Below are 22,146 nucleotides of genomic sequence, written 5' to 3'. Positions count from 1 at the left end.
TATGTTAGATATCGAACATCTTGCTGATGAAATATTCGTCTGTGACATCCTGATTGTGGGTAGTGAGGGGGCTGGGGCCAGAGCCGCTCTAGGTGCAGCCAGGAAAGGGCTACGAGTAGTGGTAGCAACCAAGGGTGTCCTGGGCAAGTCAGGGGCTACACTCACAGCAGACGCGGATATTGATATCGACAGCCGAAGTGCGGCGGAACTGTTCGGCCTACCCGGGGACCTGAGGGACAGTCCGCTGAAGTTTGCCAAAGACATGGTTAAAGAGGCCGAGTACATTAACAATCAGCATCTAGTTAAGATTCACTGCGAAGAAGCGCCAGAACGTGTGCGCGAGATTGTGGACTGGGGAGCCCGTATTGATAAGCTGACCCATGCGCCAGGGCACACCTACCCCCGCGGCATCTGGATCCCCGGTATAGATATCGCCCGTGTACTAAGCAAGGAGATCCGTAAACAGGATAACATCAGTGTGATTGAGCACATGATGGTCACTGATCTCTTGCAGAAAGATGGGCGGGTAGTGGGCGCCTGCGGTATCAACATTGCCACTGGCCAGTTCTATGTGTTTAAGGCCAAGGCGGTGATCCTGTGTACCGGCGGGGCCATGCGGATATACCCGCACACCACTGCACCAGAAGAACTGACAGGGGACGGTCTGGCTGCGGCCTACCGCACCGGAGCAGAGCTTATTGATATGGAATTCCCCATGTTCCTTCCTTACACATTAATCAAGCCCGATTCTCTGGATGGGGTGGATTTTCCGTACCTGCTCAGTGCTTACCTGGAGGTACACGCTCTAAATCGGATGGGCGAGCGTTACATGAAGAGATGGGATCCCGAGCGCATGGAGCATAGTACCCGCGACGTGAATTCTATTGCGGCCATAGTCGAAGTTCTGGAGGGACGGGGTAGCCCGAACAATGGTACTTACCTTTCCCTGCACCACTTACCCAAGAATGTTCTGGACTACTCAGCAGAATGGTTCCCCGAAAATATTTCCCACTGGCGCTATGGTGGATTCAATATGAAACAGTTCCTGCCTGATCTCGCCCAGGACGCGCTGGAAACTGCGCCAGCGTGCCACTTCTGGAACGGTGGGGTTCGAATCAATGAGCAATGCGAAACCACAGTTCCCGGTCTATACGCGGCTGGCGAGGGTACAGGAAGTATCATGGGAGCCAACCGAGTCTCCGGGAATGCGCTCACCATGACCCAGGTTTGGGGCCAGCGGGCCGGCTGTTTTGCCGCGGATTACGCGGTACAGGTGGGCGAGGTCGACGTAGATGTTGACCAGGTGGCCGCAATCAAGGCCCGCCTGTTCCACAGCCTGGAGGCTTCACACGGTGAAGATCCGGTCAAGACCCGCAAGGAATTGCAGAACATTGCCTGGATGAACGTTGGCGTTGTCCGTGACAAGGAAGGGTTGGAAGGGGGACTCTCACGTATTGAGGTTTTGCGGCGCGATATAATCCCCGACCTTTCTGTGAGCACCAAGACGAGACGGTACAACAAAGAATGGATAGAAGCCATTCAGTTAGAGAACATGGCCCTCGTCCTAGAGATGGTGGCCCGCAGCAGTTTGACCCGCGAGGAAAGCCGGGGAGCACTCTATCGGCGTGACTTCCCAAAGACGGATAATGTGAACTGGCTCAAGAATGTGGTGCTACGCCGGGAGAAGGAGGGGATGGCTGTTGAAGTCAGGGAAGTTGATCTTACTCACTTCCAGCCCAAGAGAGTTATCAGGGACTACGGCCTAAAGGAGTGAAACGGGTTGAGTGTGGAAAAAGCGAACAGCAAAATTGTAGTGCAGCGATTTGATCCCTCCGCAGATAAGGAGCCTTATTATCAAGAATATGAGATTCCGTATTCCAAGGGCACAACAGTCCTGAGTGCGCTGCGCTACATCTATGAGAACCTGGATCGCAGCCTGGCGTTTTACTCCTCGTGTCGAATCGGTAAGTGTGCTGGCTGTCATATTAAGGTGGATGGTCGCACCAGGTTGGCCTGCACGGCCGTCATTGAAGACGACGTTACCCTGGAACCAAAGAAGGGAACGGTCATCCGGGATCTGGTGGTAGAAACTTTACCTGGTGATAAGTGAGAAGCAAGGGGGTAGTCCAGAAGGGGGATGACCCTTTCTGGGAGTCCTTCGAAGGGGCAACCACGAGGGTTGCCCCAGATGGGGCAGGGGCAAGCCCCGCTCCTACATTTTCTGTTCCCCCCCTTCTTCCACAGGAATAAGGGGGTAGTCCAGAAGGGGGATGCCCCCCTTCTGGGAGGGTCCTAGGGCTCCGCCCTAGCCCATACCCCCCCTTCTCCCTTCCAGGGAGAAGGGGGCAGGGGGATGAGGGCTTAATACTAGATAGGAAGGTTCTATGCTAACCGAACTACCACAGCATATTGTCAACGGACTGATCATCGGTGGCATCTACGCCTTGATGGGCGTCGGTCTGACCCTGATCTTCGGTATCATGAACGTGGTCAATTTCGCTCATGGCGAGCTCTATATGCTCGGCGCGTACGCTATCTTCCTCTTCAACATTATGTCAGGCATAAATTTCTTTCTGGCCCTTCCCTTGGCCATCCTGGCCCTGATGATCCTGGGAGCAGTGAGCGAGAGGCTGGTTCTGCGGCCGCTGCGGGCGCAGGTGATCTTCATCCCGATGCTGGCTACAATCGGACTATCGGTTTTCTTTCAGAATCTGGCCCTCCTGATCTGGGGTGGTACGCCCAAACCGATCCCCGATCCCTTCTCCCCTTCGCCGATCGTTCTTGGTCCCATCTACGTCACGCCAATCCGCTTATTCATCATGGTCGTTACTTTCGCTCTTATCTTGGGAGTACATCTATTCCTCCAGAAAACCAGGATGGGCAAGGCCATGCGGGCGACGTTCCAGGACCGAGAGACAGCGGCCCTATTGGGAGTGAACATTGATGTGATCTATGGGCTCACCTTCGCCATCGGAGCCGGGCTGGCCGCTGCCGCTGGGGCCCTCTTGGGACCCCTTTTCTTGGTCTTTCCTACTATGGGAGAACTGGCTGCAATGAAGGCCTTCGCCGTAGTTATCATGGCCGGACTGGGTAACTTTCCTGGGGCCATTGCGGCCGGGCTGATCCTGGGCGTAGCCGAGAGCCTTGGAGCGGGCTACATTTCCTCAGGCTATAAAGATGCTATCGGTTTTATCGCCATCATCCTGGTGCTCACATTCAGGCCAGCCGGGCTATTTGGAAGGGTGAGTCGAGTCGGATGAGCTATTTAAAGAATTGGCCCCTAGGCGTCATCTTAGCCATCCTTATCCTGGCTCCTCTCATAGTCAAGGACGAGTACTTTATCCACATACTGGTTATGTCTGGCATCTTCGTCATCCTGGCTTCCAGTTTGAACATCATTCTCGCTGTGGGGCAACTAAACCTTGGCCATACGGCCTTCTTTGGGCTGGGGGCCTTCACCTCCGGTTTGCTATCGGTCAAATTGGGGATACCCTTCTGGATCGGACTGCCGGCCGCTGGTTTAGTCTCTGCCTCAGTGGGTTACGCCATTGGCCTGATCAGCCTCAAGATGAGAGGCGCCTACTTTGTCCTGGTAACTATCGGGTTCGCCGAGGTCATGCATCTGATTTGCCTCAACTGGATTGATTTGACTGGTGGGCCGATGGGACTGGCTGGAGTGGCGCCGCCGAGCCTACATATTCCTTACTTACTGGATACACATTTCCGAGGGAGAACCCCTTACTACTATCTAATCCTGGCCCTGGTCTTGATCACCCTCTACGTTGCCCACCGCATGTTCAACTCGCGCCTGGGCCGGGCGTTTGCGGCCATCAACCAGAATGAGAGCCTGGCTGAGTCTATCGGCATCAGTGCTTTCCAATACTCTCTTTTATCCGTCGTTGTAGCCACCTTCTTTGCTGGTTTGGCCGGTAGCTTCTACGCTCATTACGTGACCTTCCTCAGCCCGGATCTCTTCAGTTTTCCCTACACGGTCACGATAGTGATTATGACCATCGTCGGTGGGGCGGGCACGCTCCTGGGGCCAGTCGTCGGTGCGGTAGCCTTCACCATTTTGCCGGAACTGCTGCGGGCCGTAGCCGCCTACCGCATGATATCCTACGGTCTCCTCCTAATTTTAGCGATCATTTTCATGCCCCAAGGGATCGTCCCCGCCCTTGGTGGGCTTCTAAAACGAGGGCGCCTGGCCGTCCGGAATGTGACGGCTGGTCTGGATTATAGAAAGAGTTCAAGCCGCAGAAAGGAAGAAATTGATCTCTCTGAAAGTCGATAATTTAACCGTTTACTTTGGGGGACTGGCGGCGGTCGATGGGGTGAGCTTCGAAGTAGGCGATAGGGAGATCCTGAGCATGATCGGCCCTAACGGTGCCGGTAAGACGACAGCTTTCAACCTCATAACTGGCTTCCTGACACCGACAAGCGGCCGGGTATTCTATAAGGACCGAGACATAACCGGGATGAAGCCTCATCAGATTGCGAATATGGGCATTGTCCGTACCTTCCAAAGGACCTCCGTATTCGCCGAGGCCACTGTTCTGGAGAACGTGATCATTGGATGTCACCGCAAACTGACCTGTGGCTTCTGGGGTGCTCTGTGTAACACGAGGGCTATCCAGGCGGAAGAGCAGCGTGCCAGGCGGAAAGCGCTGGAGGTGCTGGAGTTTACCCAATTGACTCATCATCAGAATGAACTGGCCAAGAATCTGCCCTACGGTGAGCAGCGGTTACTGGAGCTGTCCATCGCCCTGGCCGCGGAGCCAGAAATGTTACTGCTCGATGAGCCAGGAGCAGGCATGAACCCGGTGGAGAAGGAACGATTGACAGGGCTCGTGAGCCGGATTCGCGACAGTGGTATAAATGTACTCCTTGTGGAACACGATATGAAATTCGTTATGGGCATATCAGATCGCATCATTGTATTGAACTATGGCAAGAAGATCGCCGACGGAACCCCTAAAGAGATACAGAGGAACGAAGCTGTGATCGAGGCCTATCTAGGCAGGGGGACCTACAGTGCTTAAGGTAGACAGCATCGATACCTACTATGGACACGTCCAGGCGTTGCGCGGACTCTCCCTCGAGGTACAGCAGGGTGAATTGGTCACCCTAGTCGGGGCCAATGGCGCGGGCAAAACGACAACCTTAAAGACCATTTCCGGGCTCATCACCCCAGCTACAGGCAACATAGAGTTCCTCAGAAAGCGCATAGATGGACTATCACCTAACGCTATCCTTCGTCTGGGCATCGCCCATTGCCCGGAGGGGAGAAGGGTCTTCCCAGATATGACTGTGCTGGAGAATCTGGAGATGGGTGCTTACGTTCGCCATGATAGGCAGGAGATAAGGCAGGATTTGGAGCGGGTCTTCACTCTCTTCCCTCGTCTGGCCGAGCGCAGAAGTCAGCTGGCCGGTACCTTGAGTGGCGGTGAACAGCAGATGCTGGCTATTGGACGGGCTCTCATGTCCAGGCCGAAGCTCATGATGTTTGACGAGCCATCGCTGGGGCTGGCCCCTTTCTTGGTGGAAACAGTGGCCAAAATCATCCTAGATATTCACCGGCAGGGGACAACAGTTCTGCTGGTGGAACAGAACGCCCGCCTGGCCCTTAGCATGGCCGATCGGGGTTATGTGTTGGAGACAGGGACCGTCGCCTTGCATGGCCAGGCTAAAGATCTCCTAGAGAACGAGCACGTTAAAAAAGCTTACCTGGGGGGATAAGGCTGGCTAGCGCCCCCTCTCCCGCCGGGAGGTCAAGGAGATTGTAGAGGCGATGGGGTGTGCAGAGAGGGACAGAGCCCCCTCTGCTGGGGTTTGGGGTGTCCCCAAACCTCTATCCCCCTCTCCTGCCAGATATGGGGAGGTCAAGGAGGGACCACCCTTCTGGGGGTCCTTCGAAGAAGGATAGGGCTCCGCCTCGAAGAGTCTTCGACCTAGCCCATAACCCTCCTGGAGCAGGGGGTAGTCCAGAAGGGGGATGACCCCCTTCTGGGAGGGTCCTAGGGCTCCGCCCTAGGACCCAATTCCCCCCTTCTCCCGCTTTGGGAGAAGGGGGAAGGGGGGATGAGGGCATCAATCCAAATGGAAGGAGGTGGTTCAAAGCAAAGGCTAAGTGGACTTCCAATCGAGCAGAGGTACCCGTAGGTTAGGCGAATTTCTTGGACAGAGATGGAGTGCAGTTAGACAAGATCAGCCCGTTGGGCTAAATTCTTCAAGGAGGTATGGTGGAGATGAAAAGGTTACACCTGTTTCTGAGTCTGATGACGATAATCGCCTTAGTTAGCGCCTTCATCGTTGGTTGTGCACCGGCAGCGCCACCAACACCCACTCCCACTAAGCCCGCTCCGACCCCTACGGTGGCTGCGGCGGTGCCTACGCCAACCAAGGCGGCCCCCACACCGGCGCCCGCTCCCACACCAACCAAGGCGGCCGCTGAACCAATCAAGATAGGCGTCCTTGAACCACTGAGTGGACCTGTAGCCGCCTCCGGCAACTATGTGGCCACCGGCGCTAAGATCGCCGCGGCGAAGATCAACGCTACCGGTGGTGTACTGGGGCGCCCAATCCAGTTGGTCATCGAGGATACCAAGAACGACCCTGCTGAGGGCGTCAATGCCGCTGAGAAGATCATCACCAGGGATAAGGTACCGGTGATCATGGGCTGTTGGGGCAGCTCGGTGACGCTTGCCGTGATGCCCGTCCTGAAAAAGTACGGCATCCCTATGCTGGTGGAGACCTCAAGCTCGATCAAGATCACTCAACCGGCCACGCCGGGGAGCGATTGGGTATCCCGCATCAGCCCCACGAGTGAGCTGGAGGCATTGGGCGTCGAAAACGCTCTGGTGAAGAAGCTCGGCTTCAAGAAGGTATACTTCCTGGCCGTCAATAACGACTGGGGTCGTGGCGCCGTCACCGCTTTCTCCGAGGTGGTTAAGCGCCAGGGCGGTGAGGTAGTAGGGGCTGAGTATATGGACCAGGCCGCCGTTGACATTTATCCCCAGCTGACCAAGATCAAGGGCTCCGCGGCTGATTCTATGATTGTGACCACCGATGCCGGACAGATGGCCAAGATCGCCCAGCAGCGCACCGAACTTGGCTTGAAGATCCCCATCATAGTCACAGGGGGAAGCGCTCCCGTGGAGTCCATCATCGAGCTGGCTGGGGCGAAGGCGGCCGAAGGGATCTATGTTATTCAGTTCTTCCTGCCCTTCGCCCCCCAAACGGCCGGCAATGTTGAGGATGCGAAGTACTTCATCGAGGAGTACAAGAAATCAGGACAGGCCTGGATCGGTGCTGCGGAGAGTAGCCGTGGTTGGGATGGCATCAAGGTGATCGCTAAAGCCATCGAAAAGGCTGGTAGCCTGGACCCGCTGAAGATCCGCGATGCGATGCGTCAGGTTGAGTTAGATGGCATCACTGGGCACGTCAAATTCGACCAGAACGGTCAGAGCAAACCAAACATCTTAGTGGCCCAGGTCAAGGATGGCAAGCCAACCTACGTGGAACTGAAGTAGACTGGAGATTAGGTTCGCGGGTGTCATTCAGGGCCTCGTCTTGGGTGGGGGGCGCTCTGCGCCCCCCACCCAAGACCTACTCAATGATAACGCTTGACCTCAAAGCGATAGAGCTGCACTGGCTCAGCCGCAGCTATGCCCGCCTTACGGCGGGCAATATCTAGCTGTTGCTCAACAGTGTTTACCCCCTCTAAATCAGGCAGAAGGAGCCCACGTCGCCGTCCGGCCTGAACGATAACCCCATATCTCTTAGGATCCAGCTCCTGCAGACCCTTTACCCGCTCCGGCTTGGTCAGGACATCGACACTATAGACGACATCTCCCAGCTCCGCAGGTTCTACTGGCAGAAAGCGAGGATCCCGCGTGGCCGAACTGATCGCATTGTGAATGATCTCCATGGCCACGTTGGGCTGGGTCGGCTCAAAGGTGCCGATGCAACCCCGCAGCTCACCAAACTTCTTGAGCGACACAAAGACGCCGGCTCTCTCTTGCATCTCCGGCGTCAACCCCTTCGGCGGTGGGATGACCCGCCCCTCTCGAACGTAAGCCTCCACGGCCTGTTTAGCCAATCGAACCAAAGGGTGCACTGTCACTGCTCCAGAGGCACCGCCAGGGGTAGGCTGCCCTTGCTGCTCATTTTGATCCCCCTGGCCAGCTATCTCTTTACCATCAACCGTGTATGCAGCCACCATATAGCCAACCCCGAAGGGCCCTTCGTAAGAGAGAAGGCGTGATTTCACCCTTAATCCATCCAAACTGCCCATCAGAATGATAAACGAACGCAGCCCACACTCCCCAGCGCGTTCTACCAGCTCCCCCTCCAGGTGCATCAAGGTCTGGGCATCGGCTTTCTCCATCGCCTCAACTACTTTCTGGTCGAAGACCTTCCCCATTGGATCATAGCCAGCCGGCGCACTGGGCAAAAGACGATGAGATAGATCACCACTGGCCACCAGAGCGACCCGCTTTCCCGTCCTCTCTGCTGCCTTCTGAATAGCCTGACCGAAGAGGAAGTGTTTTTCATAAGAGAGCCAGGAGAAGGTGAGTGGGACGACCGGTAGGTCGGGAAGGCCCTCCCTCAGGTAGTACATGGGGACGAGCACGCCCCAGTCTGCACTGTAGGCGAAACGCCCTTCGCTGATCAAAACAACCGGTACTCCGGCTGCCTCAGCTTCCTCTTTAATAGCCGTGGCCAGGGGTAGATCATTCTGGAAAGAAAGAGCGACCGAGCTGACCCCAAAGTGACTGAAATCACCCTCGAACGAGGGCGCCGCGACTATACCCATACCGCGCTGTTGAGTCGGACCGTGCGGGCTGATGATGACGATGGATTGCGGTGTGGCCCCCGCCATGTCACGGGCTAACTCTTTCAACGCCTTCGTCGTTGCTTCCACCCGACGCAGCTCCCCCCGCCCAATCTCCGGAATGATAATCGGTGGATGAGGCACGGCACAACCAAAAACGATACCAGACATGTTACCACCTCCATTCCAGGGAGGCCATTAAACCCCCCTCACGTTCAAATCAGCTCCGCAATAGCGACATTTGCCCCCCTTCTCCACCGCCAGCACCTGCGTATGATAACCCGACCGTTGGATAACCAGATTTTGGCAACTGTAACAATGCGTACTTTCACCCTCCGCCCCCGGGACATTACCCAGGTAGACAAAATGCAAGCCCGCCTCCAGCCCGATGCGGCGCGCCCGTTGGAGAGTGGCCAGGGGCGTTGGTGGCACGTGCGTCATCCTGGCGTGAGGATAGAAACGAGTGACGTGCCAAGGGGTATTCGCGCCCAGGTTATCCTTTACCCAAACGGCCAGCGCCCTCAGCTGCTCAGCATCATCGTTGTAACCGGGGATAACATTAGTTATTACCTCGATATGCATGTTCCACTTATCCTTAGCCCGCAAGGTGACTTCAAGGATGCCCCGCCAGCGGCGGAGATGGCAAACCTGGCGGTAAAAATCATCGGTGAAACCCTTGAAATCAGCCCGAAAAGCATCCAGGTAGGGGCCAATGGTATCCAGCGCCTCAGGCGTTATGTAACCATTCGTCACATAAACGGTATATAACCCATCGGCTTTAGCCAGTTTAGCCCCCTCAAGGGTATATTCAAACCAGATGGTCGGCTCGTTATACGTCCAGGAGATACCACCACAGCGATGGCGCTTGGCCAAGGCCACGGATCGAGACGCCGATAGCTCCTCGCCTTGTATCCGCCGCCCCTCAAGAAGCGGACTGAGCCCGTTATGCTCGGCATAAGAGATGTGCCAATTCTGGCAGTGCTCACAACGGAAGTTACAACCCCACGTTCCCAGGGAGAGCGCCTGGCTGGCTGGATAGAAATGAAAAAGCGGCTTTTTTTCGATGGGGTCGATGGCGATGGAGGAGGTTTGGTTATAGATTAGGGTATAGAGGACACCATCACGATTCAACCGCGTTTTACAATAGCCAACCTTGCCAGGAGCGACCTTACAGCGCCACTGGCAGATGTGACATTGCACCCACCCGTTCGCCAGCTTGTCGTACAGCATCGCTTCCTGCACGTCGTCCCCCTCAAGATACCTTGGCTCAATGAACAACCTTACTTACATTGTACCACCGCAGGGCGCGATATTAAAGGCAACCGTATTCACTCATCTAATTGCGATCATCGTCGATGCCTATACCCCCGTGAGATCATCGAAGGAGATGAGTTCCGGCATCAGTCTCGTCGATCCGACCTTGCCCGCTCGAGGACGGATCCTCCGGCGTTGGAACTTACGCGTGAATGCCGCGCTAAGAGCTGAAGGAGTTGCCAGTTGATAAGCCGGGCCGATCTGAACGAAAGAGTACTGGAGTGGGGCCTCCATGAGGATGTGGTAGAGAAAGACTACGTCATCGGGTAGGTGCTGGGGGGCCTCGGCTCAGACCCCAGGTGGGGACAGGGCATACCCCTGGAATCGGTTTGGTTTGCGGCCGCCAACCATCTTTGCGTGGAACTCGGCTATCCAGGGAGCATCAGGCTAATAGAGCCGTACAGTTTGCGGCGAACCGGAAGTGGTCGCCCAGGTCAGCCTGCTGCCCTTGGAGGACCAGAAGGAGCTCTTCCAGCTACTGGTGCGGGAGGTGGTGGTCTGGCCCTTCGAGCCGGAGCGGGAGGCGTCCCAGGAGCCGCCGGTCGAGGCGGCCAAGATGGCCGGAGCGAGGGCCTTCACAACAAGAATCCGCACCCGGTGGTACCGCGTGCGGATCGCCCTCTACCAACTCCCGAATGTGCCGAACCCCGCGAGTGTTAACCACTCCACGAAAAGTTCGGGATTTGGGGGAAATGGCTCCCCGAGCAGGATTCGAACCTACAGCCTAGCGGTTAACAGCCGCCCGCTCTACCGTTGAGCTATCGGGGAAGATGAATCACAATTTTAGCTCGAAGACACGCCCCACGCCAATCAGGGCCAGGAATAAAACCAGCCAGGCCACCGTCAAGGCTAAAATCTTCAATCCCTGCCCTACCCGCTTGGCCCACACGAGATAGCCGGGGTACCCCAGGACAAGAGAGGCGCTGATGATGGCCGAGATCACAAAGAGCAACAGAAAGAAAATCATCCCCACCGTCGGACCCATCTGGGCTAGCGCTGCTCCCTGGCTGAACAGCAACCAGGCCACCGCCCAACAGTATAGGGCCAGGGCTAAGGCCTGAACAAAGCTGATAGCACCTATGCGCAGAATGCCCACTGCCTACTGATTACCTCCTCTAGCCGATAGGGGACTTCTCACCCTTTCTGGCTGCCGAGCCAGGACTCGAACCTGGAACAACAGATCCAAAGTCTGGCGTGTTACCATTACACCACTCGGCAGAGCTTCTAACCTAACTTAACACCCCTAGCTTGCGTCCCAGAGCGTGGAGGTTGATTGACCAACCCCAGCCACAGATATGGGGCGTGAGGATGTGGGGGTCTGCCGGGTTCCACATGCGCTCTTTAATTACGCTCCAGGTGGGGCAGCGCAAGTCGTAGGGTAGGCCCAAAAAGGTCCCTACAGCCTTCACCTTGCCCTGTTTGATCAGCCACCTCAAGCCCACCAGCCAAGCTATGGCTACTAAGCCGGTCAGTATACCCCTCAAAAAGGAACCCTTCTTCATTTTGCCCTCCTCTTCCTCCGAGCGCCTGGTGCCGAAGGTCGGGATCGAACCGACACGGAGGTCGCCCTCCATCAGTTTTTGAGACTGACGCGTCTGCCTGTTCCGCCACTTCGGCGCGCCCCTTGGAGGCGACGAGCGGATTCGAACCGCTGGATAGAGGTTTTGCAGACCTCCGCCTTAACCACTTGGCCACGTCGCCGCTGGACCGAGGGCTAGCCCTCGGCACTCGGTGCGGGTGAGAGGACTTGAACCTCCACGGGAGTTGGCTCCCAACAGCCCCTCAAGCTGGCGCGTCTGCCTAATTCCGCCACACCCGCATATCCTTCCTGGCAGGAGTGGAGGGACTCGAACCCCCGACCAACGGTTTTGGAGACCGTCGCTCTACCATACTGAGCTACACTCCTATCCCAGGGACCGCTCTCTGCCCCAATCCCCAGGCTGGTGCCGAGGGGCAGAATCGAACTGCCGACACCGTGATTTTCAGTCACGTGCTCTACCAACTGAGCTACCTCGGCAACTCTACTTGCCAACGTACCCCTTATCTCCGCCACCGTGATTTTACCATATTTGCTGCTTCTAACGCAAGCGTTAGGAGAAGACGCCCTCACCACCTGACCCCCTCTCCAGCAAGGCGGGAAAGGGGGGATTGGGTTCTAGGGCTCCGCCCTAGAACCCTCGTTTGGATACCCTCATCCCCCTGCCCCCTTCTCCCTCCAGGAGAAGGGGGATATATAGGCTAGGGCAGGTCCCTAGAACCCTCTCAGAAGGGGGTTTGCCCCCTTCCGGACTATCCCTATTCCCCTTGCGGTAGCGGGAGAAGGGGGAAATAGGGCCTAGGTCGAAGACTCTTCGAGGCGGAGCCCCAGGAGGGGACCACCTCCTGGACTATTCCCTGCGGGAGGGGAGATTTTGTCTTGTTGGGGCGTTCAATTGAACGCCCCTGCTCAATCGTACTGGCGTATAGCCTCAAAGAGCATGCGCAAGAAAGCCTCTCTATCCAGGTCTACACCCACATCTACGTTGGGCTCCTTCTCTGTGACCCGCCGGAGGTCTACAACAGTGCGTCCGGCCGTAAATTCACCCCTGGTCTCCACATCCACGTGATATTTCTCAGTCCTCACTATCCCCGGCCGAATCACCTGCGCCACGGCCACCGCATCGTGAATGGGTGAGCCACCAAAATTGTAGACCTTATCGTGAAAACGACCGTAAAAGTCCAGCAGATCAGCGACCATCGTCGCCACCTTCTTGCCCATGGCCCTCATATCCTGCGCATGCTGGTGGGTGACGATGGCTTTATGTGTAACATCCAACCCTACCATGGTGAGAGGAAGCCCGCAGTTGAAGACGACGCTGGCCGCCTCTGGGTCAACAAAGATGTTGAACTCTGCCGCCGGAGTGATGTTGCCTTCCATGATGGCCCCGCCCATGAGCACGATCTCTTTTACGTTATCCTTGATTTTGGGTTCTTGGAGGAGGGCCATAGCTACATTGGTCAGTGGCCCGGTGGGGATCAGGGTGACCTTCTCCTGACTCTCTAGGATGGTCTTGATGATAAGGTCAACGGCATGCAGGGGCGACGGCTCTATGGTTGGTGTGGGGAGGATAGGACCCTCCAGTCCACTCTCGCCATGGACGTGCGGGGCGGTGACCAGAGGGCGTACGAGGGGACGGTCCATACCACGGGCCACCGGAACATTGCGGATCCCAGCGTAACTGAGAACCTTAAGGGCGTTCATGAAGGTTTTGTCCACGGTCTGATTGCCGGCCACAGTGGTGACGGCGGCCACGGCCAGCTCCGGGCGGGCAAAGGCCAGAAGGAGAGCGAGGGCATCGTCGTGGCCTGGATCACAGTCAATGATAACTTTCTGGGGCATAGTTTGTCCTCCTTTCGCTATTTTCGGCTCCCAGCAGTTGTACAGAATCGTAAGGCTGGAGCCTGCATCTGGCGCGCCATATGTAGGCTCCAGCAATAAGTAAACCTCGCTGAAGATCAGCCCACTTTATAATACTCTCGAATGAGGTGGGCCGGGAAGATACCTCTATTGGTAACTATTCCACTGATCAATCTGGGGGGTGTGACGTCGAAGGCTGGGTAGTAGCCCGCGACGCCATCGGCAGCGATCCTTTCCCCACCAAACGACAGCACCTCCTCCGGGTCCCTCTCTTCAATCGGGATGTCCTCTCCCCTGGGTGTATCACGGGCCGGTCCGCGGTAGCCCAGGATGTAGAACGGTATGCCGTGAAAGTGAGCGGCCAGGGCCAGCTGGAAGGTACCCACCTTGTTGGCCACTGAACCATCCATGGCGATGCGATCGGCTGCGGCGAAGACCTTCTGCACCATACCCCGGGACATGCAATACGCCGCCATACCGTCGGTGATGAGGGTCACCGGGATGCCCAGCTGGTTGATGGAGAACGAGGTCAGACGCTGACCCTGGAGGTAGGGACGGGTCTCCGTAGCTATCGCCTTAAGGCTTTTGCCCTTTTCTTGGGCAAACTTCAGCATGTAGAGCAGACCGGCTCCAGCGAAGCAGTGAGTCATAAGCAAATCCCCATCCTCTAAGAGGGTTTCGGCATGCTCTCCTGTCTTGCGGGCGAGCTCGTCCTTGCTATTGATAGCCTGGCGCAGAGCAGACTGGATGGCCTCAGCGGCCTCCTGGCCGCGCTCTAAGGCCTCCAGTCCCTGACCCAGGAGATTATCCAACATATCGAAGAGGTAGGAACCGGTTGGTCTCGTCTGTCTGAGTCGGGAAGCGGCCTGGCGCAGGGCTTGGCCCTGCGACTCCTTACGGCACTCTCGGGCTTGCATGGCTGTCAGGAGCAGTCCATAGCCGGCCGTTATGGCCAGGTCTCCTGCTCCCTGGACGACCATATCCTCGATGGCCTTGGACACCTCCTCATAGTCTCGGCAGCGGAGGAAGGTGACCTTGCGGGGCAGCTGTCGTCTATCCAGCAGGGCCACGCCATTTTGTTCCAGGCGAATCCAGTTGTCCGGATGTAAGAGGAGGGGTATCCCCTCTTTGGCTACACTCATCTTTGCTCCTTTTTCTTGTAATCAGTCTGCTTAAGGACCACCGAACCTGGCCTAAGCCTTGTCCTGCTTAGCGAGGGTGCAGATGGCCTCGATGGCAATATCGATCTCTCTATCGACGGCCTCCCAAACGACTGGTCGGTGGGGATTGTAGGCCTCTGGATCGGAGCGGCCGATGGCCATACCGTCGATGGCCAGGATAGCTCCGGCGCGGGCGCGGTGTAGGCTAGCGATGATGAAGAGGGCCGCGCATTCCATCTCTGTGGCCACCGCGCCGGCCTGGGACATCAACTGGTTTTGGAAGGGCAAAACCCCAGGGAAGAATGGCCCACGGGTTTGCACGATGCCCACCGCGTGTTTGACCTTTCTTGCCTTGGCTGCCTGTTGGAGGGCTTTGACGACGTCGATATCGGCCACGGCGGGATAGGAGAGGGGCACCAGTTGGGGGGTGACTCCCTCCTCGCGTACGGCTGCCGTAGCGATGACCAGGTCGCCATCAACGATATCTTCCCTTAGGGAGCCGGCCGTGCCCACCCGAATGAGCGTCTTCACGCCGCAACGAATGAGCGATTCGAAGACGCCAGCGGCCCCTGCTGCTCCCACGCCGTGGGCAGCGACGGTAATAGGCGCTCCAGAGGCTGTGCCATTGAAGACGAGATAGCCTCGGTAGTCGAGGACCAGCTGATGCTCGTCGAATTTCTGGGCGATCTTCTCTGCCCTGGCCGGGTCACCACAGACGAGGGCATAGGGATGAATAGGGATAGGTCTTAGTTTTTCTAGCATTGTAATCACCTCAAATTAAGATTTTGAACCCTCATTCCCCCTCCTCCCGCCTTCGGGAGAAGAGGGAATTGGGGACTAGGTCGAAGACTCTTCGAGGTGGAGCCCTGTCCTTCTTCGAAGGATTCCAAGAAGGGGCGATCCCTTTCTGGATTGTGATCACCGAAAACCGTAGGGGCGAGGTCGCCTCGCCCTCTGGTATGGACTTGTCCATTAATGAGGGCACGGGAACCGTGCCCCTACTCCCCCACAGGCAAGGATGGAGGTGCAGGCTTCCAGCCTGCGCCTCCCTTAGAGGACAGGTAAGATGCCTGTGCCCCTATCTTACTTGGCGTACTTCTTCAGCTCAGCGTCGATCTTAGTCGCTGCTGTTTTGATCGTCCGCTCCACCGGCATCCCCTTGATGATGTCAGCCAAAGCCTCTTTTAGTAAAGTGGCATACTCAGTGTAGCCAGGCGTCTCTGGACGCGCGTGTCCCCACTTGACCAGCTCCAGATAGGAGATGTTGATGGGGAAGGTCTGATACTCAGATATCTGGGCATACACCGATTTGCGCGCCGGCGGGGTCTTCAACATGTTGTACTTCTGGACGGCCAGCTCCTTGCTGGTCAGAAACTTGATGAACTCCTTGGCCTCCTTCTGATGCTTGCTCCCCGCAGTGACCGTGTACATAAAGGCGCCCGTATGGGTGATGGGGGTCTTGAAGTAGGGCAAGGGTGTGATCGACCATTTCAGGTCTGGATACTTCCCGAAGGTCGCTCGGATGACCTCAGGAACCATAAAGGTGGCTGCCTTGCCGGTCTCGAAGGCCTCAGGAACTGTCGCCTGAGGGGAGAGCTTCCACTTGTTGTGGAAGTCGGACATGAACTGGAAGGCCTCCAGCGCCTGCGGCGTGTCTATGTAGCCAGTCACCTTGGTGCCATCAGGGCTCATCCCCAGAAAGGTGGGCGTGCCCGGCTTATCGTTGGAACGAACCATGGGTATCCAGTCATAGTCCGTCCCCAGGCTGCGTGTTACCAACCCCCAGACCTTGGGGACGCCATCAGGAGGGATAGGACCGACGACCTTGCGCAGGGCCTCAGCGAACTGGGGCCAGGTCCAGGCCTCCTCCAGGGTCTTCGGTGGCTTAATGCCCGCCTCATCGAACATCTTGGTATTGTAGAAGATGAGGATGGAGGACTGGATGTACGGCCCAGCGTATAATTTGCCCTGCCAGGATCCCTCCCTCACCGAGGCCTCGACGAAGTCAGCCATATCCTCCTTGGTGTAGATGTCGTCCAGGGGGATGATGGAGCCAGCATAGGCATAGCCCTTGATGTTCGGTCCATCGGCGTCGATCACATCGTGGGGGGTTCCGGAAGCCAGGGAGACGGCGATCTTGCGGAAGAACTCCATGAAGGGCACCGTCTCGTACTCCACCTTGATGTTCGGATGTTTCTCCTCGAACATCTTGATAAAGGCCTTATGAGTGGTATTCCTTGGTTCCCCGGTCACGGCCAGGAAGCGGAGGGTAACAGGCGCCGCTGGCTTGGTGGGCGTCGGTGGCACTGGCGTAGGGGTGGCGACGGCCAGCGGAGTTGGCGTCGCCGCTGGTGAGGCAGGTGGCTTGGTCGGCGTTGGCGTCGGGGCAGCGGCCGGGGCACAAGCGCTCCCCAGTAAACCAAGAAGAAGGACGAGTGTCACAGCCATGGCTACTACCTTGTTTCGCATTGGAACCTCCTTGTTTCGTTCTCTACCATACATAAACTGCCAACAGTCTTACCCCAGGGGGCTACTTCGGGCCCATTTACCTCATAGCCTCACCTACCTTTCGGCACCTATTTGGCGCTGGGTCTGGTCACCCGTCGCCGCCGCCACTCTCGCCAGCCGAGCCAGGAGGGCAAACCGATAAGGAGGCCGAGGGGCAAGACCACAATAAGCAGCCAAATTACCACATAGCTGACGACCTGGAGGGCCAGCAAAAGTGCCCTCAGGGCCGTGCGTACGGTCGTAAGGGGATGCCAGCCAGCTACTTCCAGCGATACCTCAGCCGCCTTAGGCAGCAGTGCGATGGTGATAGCCGACATCTCCACGGTTCTCTCCAGGAAGAGCTTGCGCCCCTTCACCCGCTCGATTTGCCCGCGCACCTCTGAGAGTCTCTGCTGGACCTTCAAAATGTCATCCACAGTCGTGGCCTGCTTCAGCAGCTGCCGATATTGTTCCTCAGTCGCTTCCAGGTTGCGTAACTGAGACTCCAGGTCAGTGTACTCCTCAGTCACGTCCTGACTCCTGACGTCATCAGCCTTGACCGTGCTGGCCATCCCCCGTAGGGCTCGTCTGACCTCATCGAAGGCGCTGGCTGGCACACGGATGGTGATGGTAACAGAGGGCCTATCCTCATTCGTTTTTGTCGAAGAGGAGGAGACGTAACCGCCAACGCTCTTGGCCAGATCGGTTACCTTGTCGGCTATCTCGGTGGGATCAGTAACGATCAGGGTCATATTAGCCGTGCGGACAATCATGCGCTCGCCGAATAAGGGAAGCTCACCCGGCTTCGCTTGGGCCGGTGGGGCCGGAGCGACCTTCGCCCCAGATGGAGCGTACCCTTCCGTCTGGGACACCTCTGGCTTAGGAGCTGCGGGTGCGCAGGCTCCTGACACAACTAACAGGGCCAGAACGAGGATACCCAGTACTTTTGACATCGTTTCCTCCTTTACCCCTCAGTATTTGGGGGGAATCCCTTCTTCACCCCGCAAGGCTTATAGGGCACGCTGAAAGTAGCGATGCCTCTCGCCATATAGACGAACACTGGCCCTGGTTTGTTCCTTTGTATTATAGAAGCTTTATTATTTAGTCGCAATATCACTAATACAGGAGGCTCTACACTTTTTTAGCGTGATAGTTTTTAGGGGGTGCTAGAAGGGGAGATGATCTCTTGAAGGGCACCTGCCACCCCCTGTAGCTTTAGTGGTTGAGTAAACCAAGTAAAGGAGGCGAAGCAGGTTCAAGATGATTGTATCGCAGTAGCCTTAGGATTGCCAGAGCTGATGATCCTGAGCTCTTGTATCTCCTTGCTTTTCTCCGCTTATGAGTGCGCTGAGCTGGGTTGGGGTGTCCTTATCTCTTACCCATAGGCGCCAAGTTTGAGCGCTTTAGGTTTTCTTGGCCCATTATATCTAACTGCCTTACTCAATAAGCGTAGAGCCTGCCATAGGGTCTGAGCCAACGAGGAAATAGCTTGATAAACTGGTGTTTCAGTATTTCTTCAGCGTTGTAGCCAAAATGAGCTGCAAACTCACCAACAAATTGCCGAAGAATCTTGTAATCCTCGTCTTCCAGCTTATTAGCGATGCCTACCTCTTTGCCCAACTGGAAATCAGCGATGGTGCCTCTCAAATAGATAACGCCGCCGTGCATCCCAGTGCCAATGAAACTGGCCCGATGCGACTCGCCTGCCTTCAGGCTAAGGCCAAGAATGATTATGGTGCCACCCGCCATATATTCGCCCAGGAAGTCCTGGGCGGTACCTCCGATAACCACGGTCGGCCTCTTTTCTCCATATTCCTTCATGTGGATGCCCGCTCTGTAGCCCACGTCTTCGCGGACAAAAATCTTGCCTCCCCGGGCTGATAGGCCGATAATATCTCCCGCATGACCGTGAACGATTATCTCGCCGCTGTTCATCGTATTCCCGCAACCATCCTGGGCGTTGCCGTGGACAACAATCCTGGGCCCGTCCATAAACGCCCCCAGGTCGTTGCCCGGGGTGCCAAATATCTCGATCTCCACTGGTTTGTCCAAGCCTGTGCCAATGTATCTCTGGCCGTATACGTTACGAAGCACAATCCTTTGAGTCCCATCCGAAGCGGCGCTTCTTAGTTTGGCGTTCAGTTGGCAATGGAACACGCTGCTGGCGTCTATGGCCACTGTATGGTCAGTTTTTATCCCATAAATATGCCATTTCATCTCAGTTACCCGCTATCTTTACCCCCAAGATTTCCAGCTCCGTGTCGGTAAGCCCAACACCCCTCAAGTGCAGACGGTTGCCACGCAGGCTCTCCAGGGCATTGATGCCCATGCCACCCAAAATGTCTTTCAACTCTAGGCTCCAGCCACGGAGCAGGTTAGCCAGTCGTCTGGCTCCGAGGTCGGGATTCACCCTCTTAGTCAAGTCCAGGTCGGTGGTGCAGATACCCCAAGCGCATTTCCCTGTGTGACACTGCTGACACAGGGTACAGCCCAGGGCGACGAGGGCGGCAGTCCCGATATAGACAGCATCAGCGCCAAGGGCGATAGCCTTGGCTACATCGCCGCTGTTTCTGATCCCGCCTGAGACCACCACAGAGGCCTGGTTGCGAATGCCTTCCTGCCTCAGACGGGTGTCCACCGATGCTAGAGCCATCTCAATGGGGATGCCAACGTTATCGCGGATGATCTTAGGCGCAGCTCCAGTAGCTCCCCGCAGCCCATCGATTACTATGATATCTGCCCCTGCTCGTACCATACCACTGGCAATGGCCGCCGAGTTGTGGACAGCGGCTATCTTTACCGCTACTGGTTTGGTATAATTCGTGGCCTCTTTTAGGGCATAGATCAGCTGTGCCAGATCCTCAATGGAGTAAATATCGTGCTGAGGTGCCGGGGATAAGGCATCCGTCCCCTTGGGAATCATCCGGATCGTGGCAACCTCAGCACTTACCTTCTCTCCGGGTAGATGCCCCCCAATGCCCGGCTTTGCTCCCTGTCCGATCTTGATCTCGATCACCCTGGCTACATCGAGGTACTCCGGATGAACGCCAAACCGCCCCGATGCTACCTGAACAATGGTATTGCTCCCATACTTATATAATTTGGGATGAAGGCCCCCTTCGCCGGTGTTCCATAAGGTTCCAGCCTCGGTGGCCGCCCTGGCCAGGGATTCGTGCACATTGATGCTCACCGCACCATAGCTCATAGCGGCGAACATCACCGGCACCTCGATCTTGACCTGAGGAGCAATCTCAGTTTTCAGATTGAGGGAATTGGGGTCAATTTCTACCTTGTCTGGCTTTCGTCCGAGATGGGTGGCGAGCTCCATGGGCTCACGCAGTGGGTCAATGGAGGGGTTGGTCACTTGGCTGGCATTGAGCACCAGATAGTCCCAGTAGATGCGGTAACCCTTGTCGTTGCCCATGCCGGTGAGAAGGACACCCCCGGCCTCGGCTTGCTTAATGATGTCCTCGATGACTTCAGGGCGCCAATTATAGTTTTCCCTGTAGTCCAGGGGGTTTCTCCTGATGGTTAAAGCTCTGGTCGGACAGAAAAGGACACAGCGGTGACAGCAGACGCAGTTCTCCTCGCGGCTTCTTACCTGGCCATCCTCAGCAGCATAGTAATGCGTGTCGAAGGTGCACTGGTTGACACACACCTGACACTGGATGCAGCGCTCAGGGTCTCTCTCAACGGTAAACTTTGGCGGCAGATAAGTCTTCAACCCGCTCTCCTACCTGGCAATAGCCACCTCTTTAGGCACGGGAGGACTCTGCAAACGGCCCACTATGGGTTCACCGCCCATCGGAATCCAGGCCTGGTCTAAGTCAGGGCAGATGAGGCGAATAGCCGACTCTTCGGACGAAAGATATAACACTGGCCCTTTTATTCCTACGGTGAGAGGACGAAGCCTTATCCTGTCGGTAAGCCCGATCATTTCACCATGATGAGCTATGATTACCGTGAAAGGTCCGTTCAGTAGCAGACTACCATACACCTGGCGCAGGGCACGAAGCAGCTTTTGTTCAGGCAGCGGACGGCGCTTTATCTGGCTCCAGAAGGGAGGAGCCAGTATCTTCGCCACGATCTCTACGGGAAGGTAGTGCTTCCGCATCAGGAGATCAACGGCGTAGGCTACTACCTCAGTGTCAGTCTGCATGGTGCAATAGTAACCGAATTGCTCTAAGTACCGCCGGTTTATCCCATAGGAAGAGATCTCTCCATTGTGAACTACTGTCCAATCTAGGATGTTGAAAGGGTGCGCCCCACCCCACCACCCTGGGGTATTCGTGGGAAACCTACCATGGGCCGTCCACAAGTAACCTTCGTACTGCTCCAGGCAGAAGTACTTGGCTACGTCTTCGGGGTAGCCAACTCCCTTGAAGACGGCCATATTCTTCCCGCTGGAGAAGACAAATGCGTCCTGGAGCCAGTTGTTGATCTCCATAGCCCTATCTACGAGATAATCGTCTGGCGACTGCCCATCACATGCTTGTGGATCTACTTCAAGAAAGTAGCGCCATACACGAGGTGGGTTTACGATGGCTGGTATCAGCTGGGTGGGCACCTCCTCAGCAGCTACGAGCCGAAATCGCTGCTTGAGGAAAGATTCGACCTCCGACCTTCCCCCTTGGCTGAGGTACATTATGTGGAAAGCATAGTAATCGGCGTACTTCGGGTAGAGCCCGTAGACGGCGAATCCGCCGCCAAGGCCATTGCCACGAAGGTGCATGTTGGCGATGGCTTCTATGACCCCTTTGCCAGAAAACCGCTTCCCCGTGGTATCCATCACCCCAAACAGAGAGCAGGCATCGATCACTTTATCGTCAGCATAGGGGTTGTTCATCTTGCTGAGGTCGTTCATTTACAAACATCCCCCCTCACATAGAGCCCGTGAAGTCGGCATACGGCAACCGCTTTCCGTATGCCATCTTAACATCTTTTCTCCAAGTTGT

General features: G+C 56.3%; 19 protein-coding genes and 7 tRNA genes. 7 read left to right on the top strand and 19 right to left on the bottom strand.

The features are described 5' to 3' along the window. The first annotated feature begins 1 nt into the window (after position 1). The 7 genes from M1136_06145 to M1136_06115 all read left to right on the top strand — a co-directional run bounded on the left by M1136_06145 (position 2) and on the right by M1136_06115 (position 7,529). On the top strand, positions 2 to 1,774 hold the full coding sequence (locus M1136_06145; protein ID MCL5075213.1) for an FAD-binding protein: 1,773 nt from the start codon (positions 2 to 4) through the stop codon (positions 1,772 to 1,774). A gap of 12 nt (positions 1,775 to 1,786) precedes the next feature. Then, a complete protein-coding gene (locus M1136_06140; GenBank protein ID MCL5075212.1) occupies positions 1,787 to 2,110 on the top strand; it encodes a 2Fe-2S iron-sulfur cluster-binding protein in 324 nt (107 codons plus the stop codon). A gap of 274 nt (positions 2,111 to 2,384) precedes the next feature. Further along, positions 2,385 to 3,260, top strand: coding sequence for a branched-chain amino acid ABC transporter permease (locus tag M1136_06135; GenBank protein MCL5075211.1), 876 nt, complete (start codon positions 2,385 to 2,387; stop codon positions 3,258 to 3,260). After that, entirely contained in the window at positions 3,257 to 4,291 is a 1,035-nt protein-coding gene (locus M1136_06130; protein ID MCL5075210.1) for a branched-chain amino acid ABC transporter permease, read from the top strand. Before M1136_06135 ends, M1136_06130 begins: the two co-directional genes overlap by 4 nt. Then, the gene (locus M1136_06125) at positions 4,269 to 5,039 is read left to right on the top strand and encodes an ABC transporter ATP-binding protein (protein MCL5075209.1); all 771 of its coding nucleotides are present in this window, start codon (positions 4,269 to 4,271) and stop codon (positions 5,037 to 5,039) included. The genes M1136_06130 and M1136_06125 overlap by 23 nt, the downstream gene beginning before the upstream one ends. Continuing rightward, positions 5,032 to 5,736: an ABC transporter ATP-binding protein gene (locus tag M1136_06120; protein ID MCL5075208.1), complete on the top strand. Its 705-nt coding sequence runs from the start codon at positions 5,032 to 5,034 to the stop codon at positions 5,734 to 5,736. Before M1136_06125 ends, M1136_06120 begins: the two co-directional genes overlap by 8 nt. 509 nt (positions 5,737 to 6,245) lie before the next feature. Next, positions 6,246 to 7,529 (top strand): penicillin-binding protein activator, encoded by a 1,284-nt coding sequence (locus M1136_06115; GenBank protein ID MCL5075207.1) that lies wholly within the window; start codon positions 6,246 to 6,248, stop codon positions 7,527 to 7,529. 80 nt (positions 7,530 to 7,609) lie between these two features. Here the strand turns inward: M1136_06115 and amrA are convergent, their stop codons facing one another. From amrA to M1136_06020, 19 genes are all read right to left on the bottom strand, one after another. Continuing rightward, positions 7,610 to 9,004, bottom strand: a complete 1,395-nt coding sequence (gene amrA, locus M1136_06110) for an AmmeMemoRadiSam system protein A (protein ID MCL5075206.1) — start codon at positions 9,002 to 9,004, stop codon at positions 7,610 to 7,612. Positions 9,005 to 9,031: 27 nt separating this feature from the next. Beyond that, positions 9,032 to 10,075 (bottom strand): AmmeMemoRadiSam system radical SAM enzyme, encoded by a 1,044-nt coding sequence (gene amrS / locus M1136_06105; GenBank protein MCL5075205.1) that lies wholly within the window; start codon positions 10,073 to 10,075, stop codon positions 9,032 to 9,034. A gap of 765 nt (positions 10,076 to 10,840) precedes the next feature. Next, positions 10,841 to 10,915: transfer RNA gene (locus M1136_06100), tRNA-Asn, on the bottom strand. Positions 10,916 to 10,922: 7 nt separating this feature from the next. After that, positions 10,923 to 11,243, bottom strand: a complete 321-nt coding sequence (locus M1136_06095; GenBank protein MCL5075204.1) for a hypothetical protein — start codon at positions 11,241 to 11,243, stop codon at positions 10,923 to 10,925. A 48-nt stretch (positions 11,244 to 11,291) separates the two neighbouring features. Continuing rightward, positions 11,292 to 11,365, bottom strand: a tRNA-Gln gene (locus tag M1136_06090). An 11-nt stretch (positions 11,366 to 11,376) separates the two neighbouring features. Then, positions 11,377 to 11,649 (bottom strand): hypothetical protein, encoded by a 273-nt coding sequence (locus tag M1136_06085; protein ID MCL5075203.1) that lies wholly within the window; start codon positions 11,647 to 11,649, stop codon positions 11,377 to 11,379. 26 nt (positions 11,650 to 11,675) lie between these two features. Next, positions 11,676 to 11,764 (bottom strand) — tRNA-Leu (locus tag M1136_06080). 8 nt (positions 11,765 to 11,772) lie between these two features. Beyond that, positions 11,773 to 11,848: transfer RNA gene (locus tag M1136_06075), tRNA-Cys, on the bottom strand. Positions 11,849 to 11,879: 31 nt separating this feature from the next. Beyond that, positions 11,880 to 11,966: transfer RNA gene (locus tag M1136_06070), tRNA-Leu, on the bottom strand. A gap of 10 nt (positions 11,967 to 11,976) precedes the next feature. Continuing rightward, a tRNA-Trp gene (locus M1136_06065) sits at positions 11,977 to 12,053 on the bottom strand. A gap of 35 nt (positions 12,054 to 12,088) precedes the next feature. Beyond that, positions 12,089 to 12,164: transfer RNA gene (locus M1136_06060), tRNA-Phe, on the bottom strand. Between the two features lie 429 nt (positions 12,165 to 12,593). Continuing rightward, positions 12,594 to 13,526 (bottom strand): nucleoside hydrolase, encoded by a 933-nt coding sequence (locus M1136_06055; GenBank protein ID MCL5075202.1) that lies wholly within the window; start codon positions 13,524 to 13,526, stop codon positions 12,594 to 12,596. Positions 13,527 to 13,642: 116 nt separating this feature from the next. Beyond that, entirely contained in the window at positions 13,643 to 14,686 is a 1,044-nt protein-coding gene (locus M1136_06050) for a s-methyl-5-thioribose-1-phosphate isomerase (protein MCL5075201.1), read from the bottom strand. Positions 14,687 to 14,737: 51 nt separating this feature from the next. Then, on the bottom strand, positions 14,738 to 15,466 hold the full coding sequence (locus M1136_06045) for a nucleoside phosphorylase (protein MCL5075200.1): 729 nt from the start codon (positions 15,464 to 15,466) through the stop codon (positions 14,738 to 14,740). A 321-nt stretch (positions 15,467 to 15,787) separates the two neighbouring features. Further along, positions 15,788 to 17,173: a sugar ABC transporter substrate-binding protein gene (locus M1136_06040; protein ID MCL5075199.1), complete on the bottom strand. Its 1,386-nt coding sequence runs from the start codon at positions 17,171 to 17,173 to the stop codon at positions 15,788 to 15,790. 107 nt (positions 17,174 to 17,280) lie between these two features. Continuing rightward, entirely contained in the window at positions 17,281 to 18,144 is an 864-nt protein-coding gene (locus M1136_06035) for a DUF4349 domain-containing protein (protein ID MCL5075198.1), read from the bottom strand. 487 nt (positions 18,145 to 18,631) lie between these two features. Continuing rightward, a complete protein-coding gene (locus tag M1136_06030; protein ID MCL5075197.1) occupies positions 18,632 to 19,408 on the bottom strand; it encodes a hypothetical protein in 777 nt (258 codons plus the stop codon). A 1-nt stretch (position 19,409) separates the two neighbouring features. After that, the gene (locus M1136_06025) at positions 19,410 to 20,915 is read right to left on the bottom strand and encodes a glutamate synthase-related protein (GenBank protein ID MCL5075196.1); all 1,506 of its coding nucleotides are present in this window, start codon (positions 20,913 to 20,915) and stop codon (positions 19,410 to 19,412) included. A gap of 9 nt (positions 20,916 to 20,924) precedes the next feature. Then, complete coding sequence (locus tag M1136_06020) at positions 20,925 to 22,055, bottom strand: hypothetical protein (GenBank protein MCL5075195.1); 1,131 nt, start codon at positions 22,053 to 22,055, stop codon at positions 20,925 to 20,927. Positions 22,056 to 22,146 lie beyond the last annotated feature (91 nt).

The organism is Chloroflexota bacterium, assembly GCA_023475225.1.
Taxonomy (GTDB): Bacteria; Chloroflexota; UBA6077; order FW602-bin22; family JAMCVK01; genus JAMCVK01.
The sequence above is the reverse complement of the archived record's forward strand: the minus strand, read 5'-3'. Positions and strand labels throughout refer to the sequence as shown.

Coding starts and splice junctions, on each gene's coding strand:
- M1136_06035 (MCL5075198.1), bottom strand. CDS start 18,144: ATGTCAAAAGTACTGGGTATCCTCGTTCTGGCCCTGTTAGTTGTGTCA.
- M1136_06145 (MCL5075213.1), top strand. CDS start 2: ATGTTAGATATCGAACATCTTGCTGATGAAATATTCGTCTGTGACATC.
- M1136_06020 (MCL5075195.1), bottom strand. CDS start 22,055: ATGAACGACCTCAGCAAGATGAACAACCCCTATGCTGACGATAAAGTG.
- M1136_06045 (MCL5075200.1), bottom strand. CDS start 15,466: ATGCTAGAAAAACTAAGACCTATCCCTATTCATCCCTATGCCCTCGTC.
- M1136_06055 (MCL5075202.1), bottom strand. CDS start 13,526: ATGCCCCAGAAAGTTATCATTGACTGTGATCCAGGCCACGACGATGCC.
- M1136_06135 (MCL5075211.1), top strand. CDS start 2,385: ATGCTAACCGAACTACCACAGCATATTGTCAACGGACTGATCATCGGT.
- M1136_06130 (MCL5075210.1), top strand. CDS start 3,257: ATGAGCTATTTAAAGAATTGGCCCCTAGGCGTCATCTTAGCCATCCTT.
- M1136_06030 (MCL5075197.1), bottom strand. CDS start 19,408: ATGAAATGGCATATTTATGGGATAAAAACTGACCATACAGTGGCCATA.
- M1136_06085 (MCL5075203.1), bottom strand. CDS start 11,649: ATGAAGAAGGGTTCCTTTTTGAGGGGTATACTGACCGGCTTAGTAGCC.
- M1136_06050 (MCL5075201.1), bottom strand. CDS start 14,686: ATGAGTGTAGCCAAAGAGGGGATACCCCTCCTCTTACATCCGGACAAC.
- M1136_06115 (MCL5075207.1), top strand. CDS start 6,246: ATGAAAAGGTTACACCTGTTTCTGAGTCTGATGACGATAATCGCCTTA.
- amrA (MCL5075206.1), bottom strand. CDS start 9,004: ATGTCTGGTATCGTTTTTGGTTGTGCCGTGCCTCATCCACCGATTATC.
- M1136_06040 (MCL5075199.1), bottom strand. CDS start 17,173: ATGCGAAACAAGGTAGTAGCCATGGCTGTGACACTCGTCCTTCTTCTT.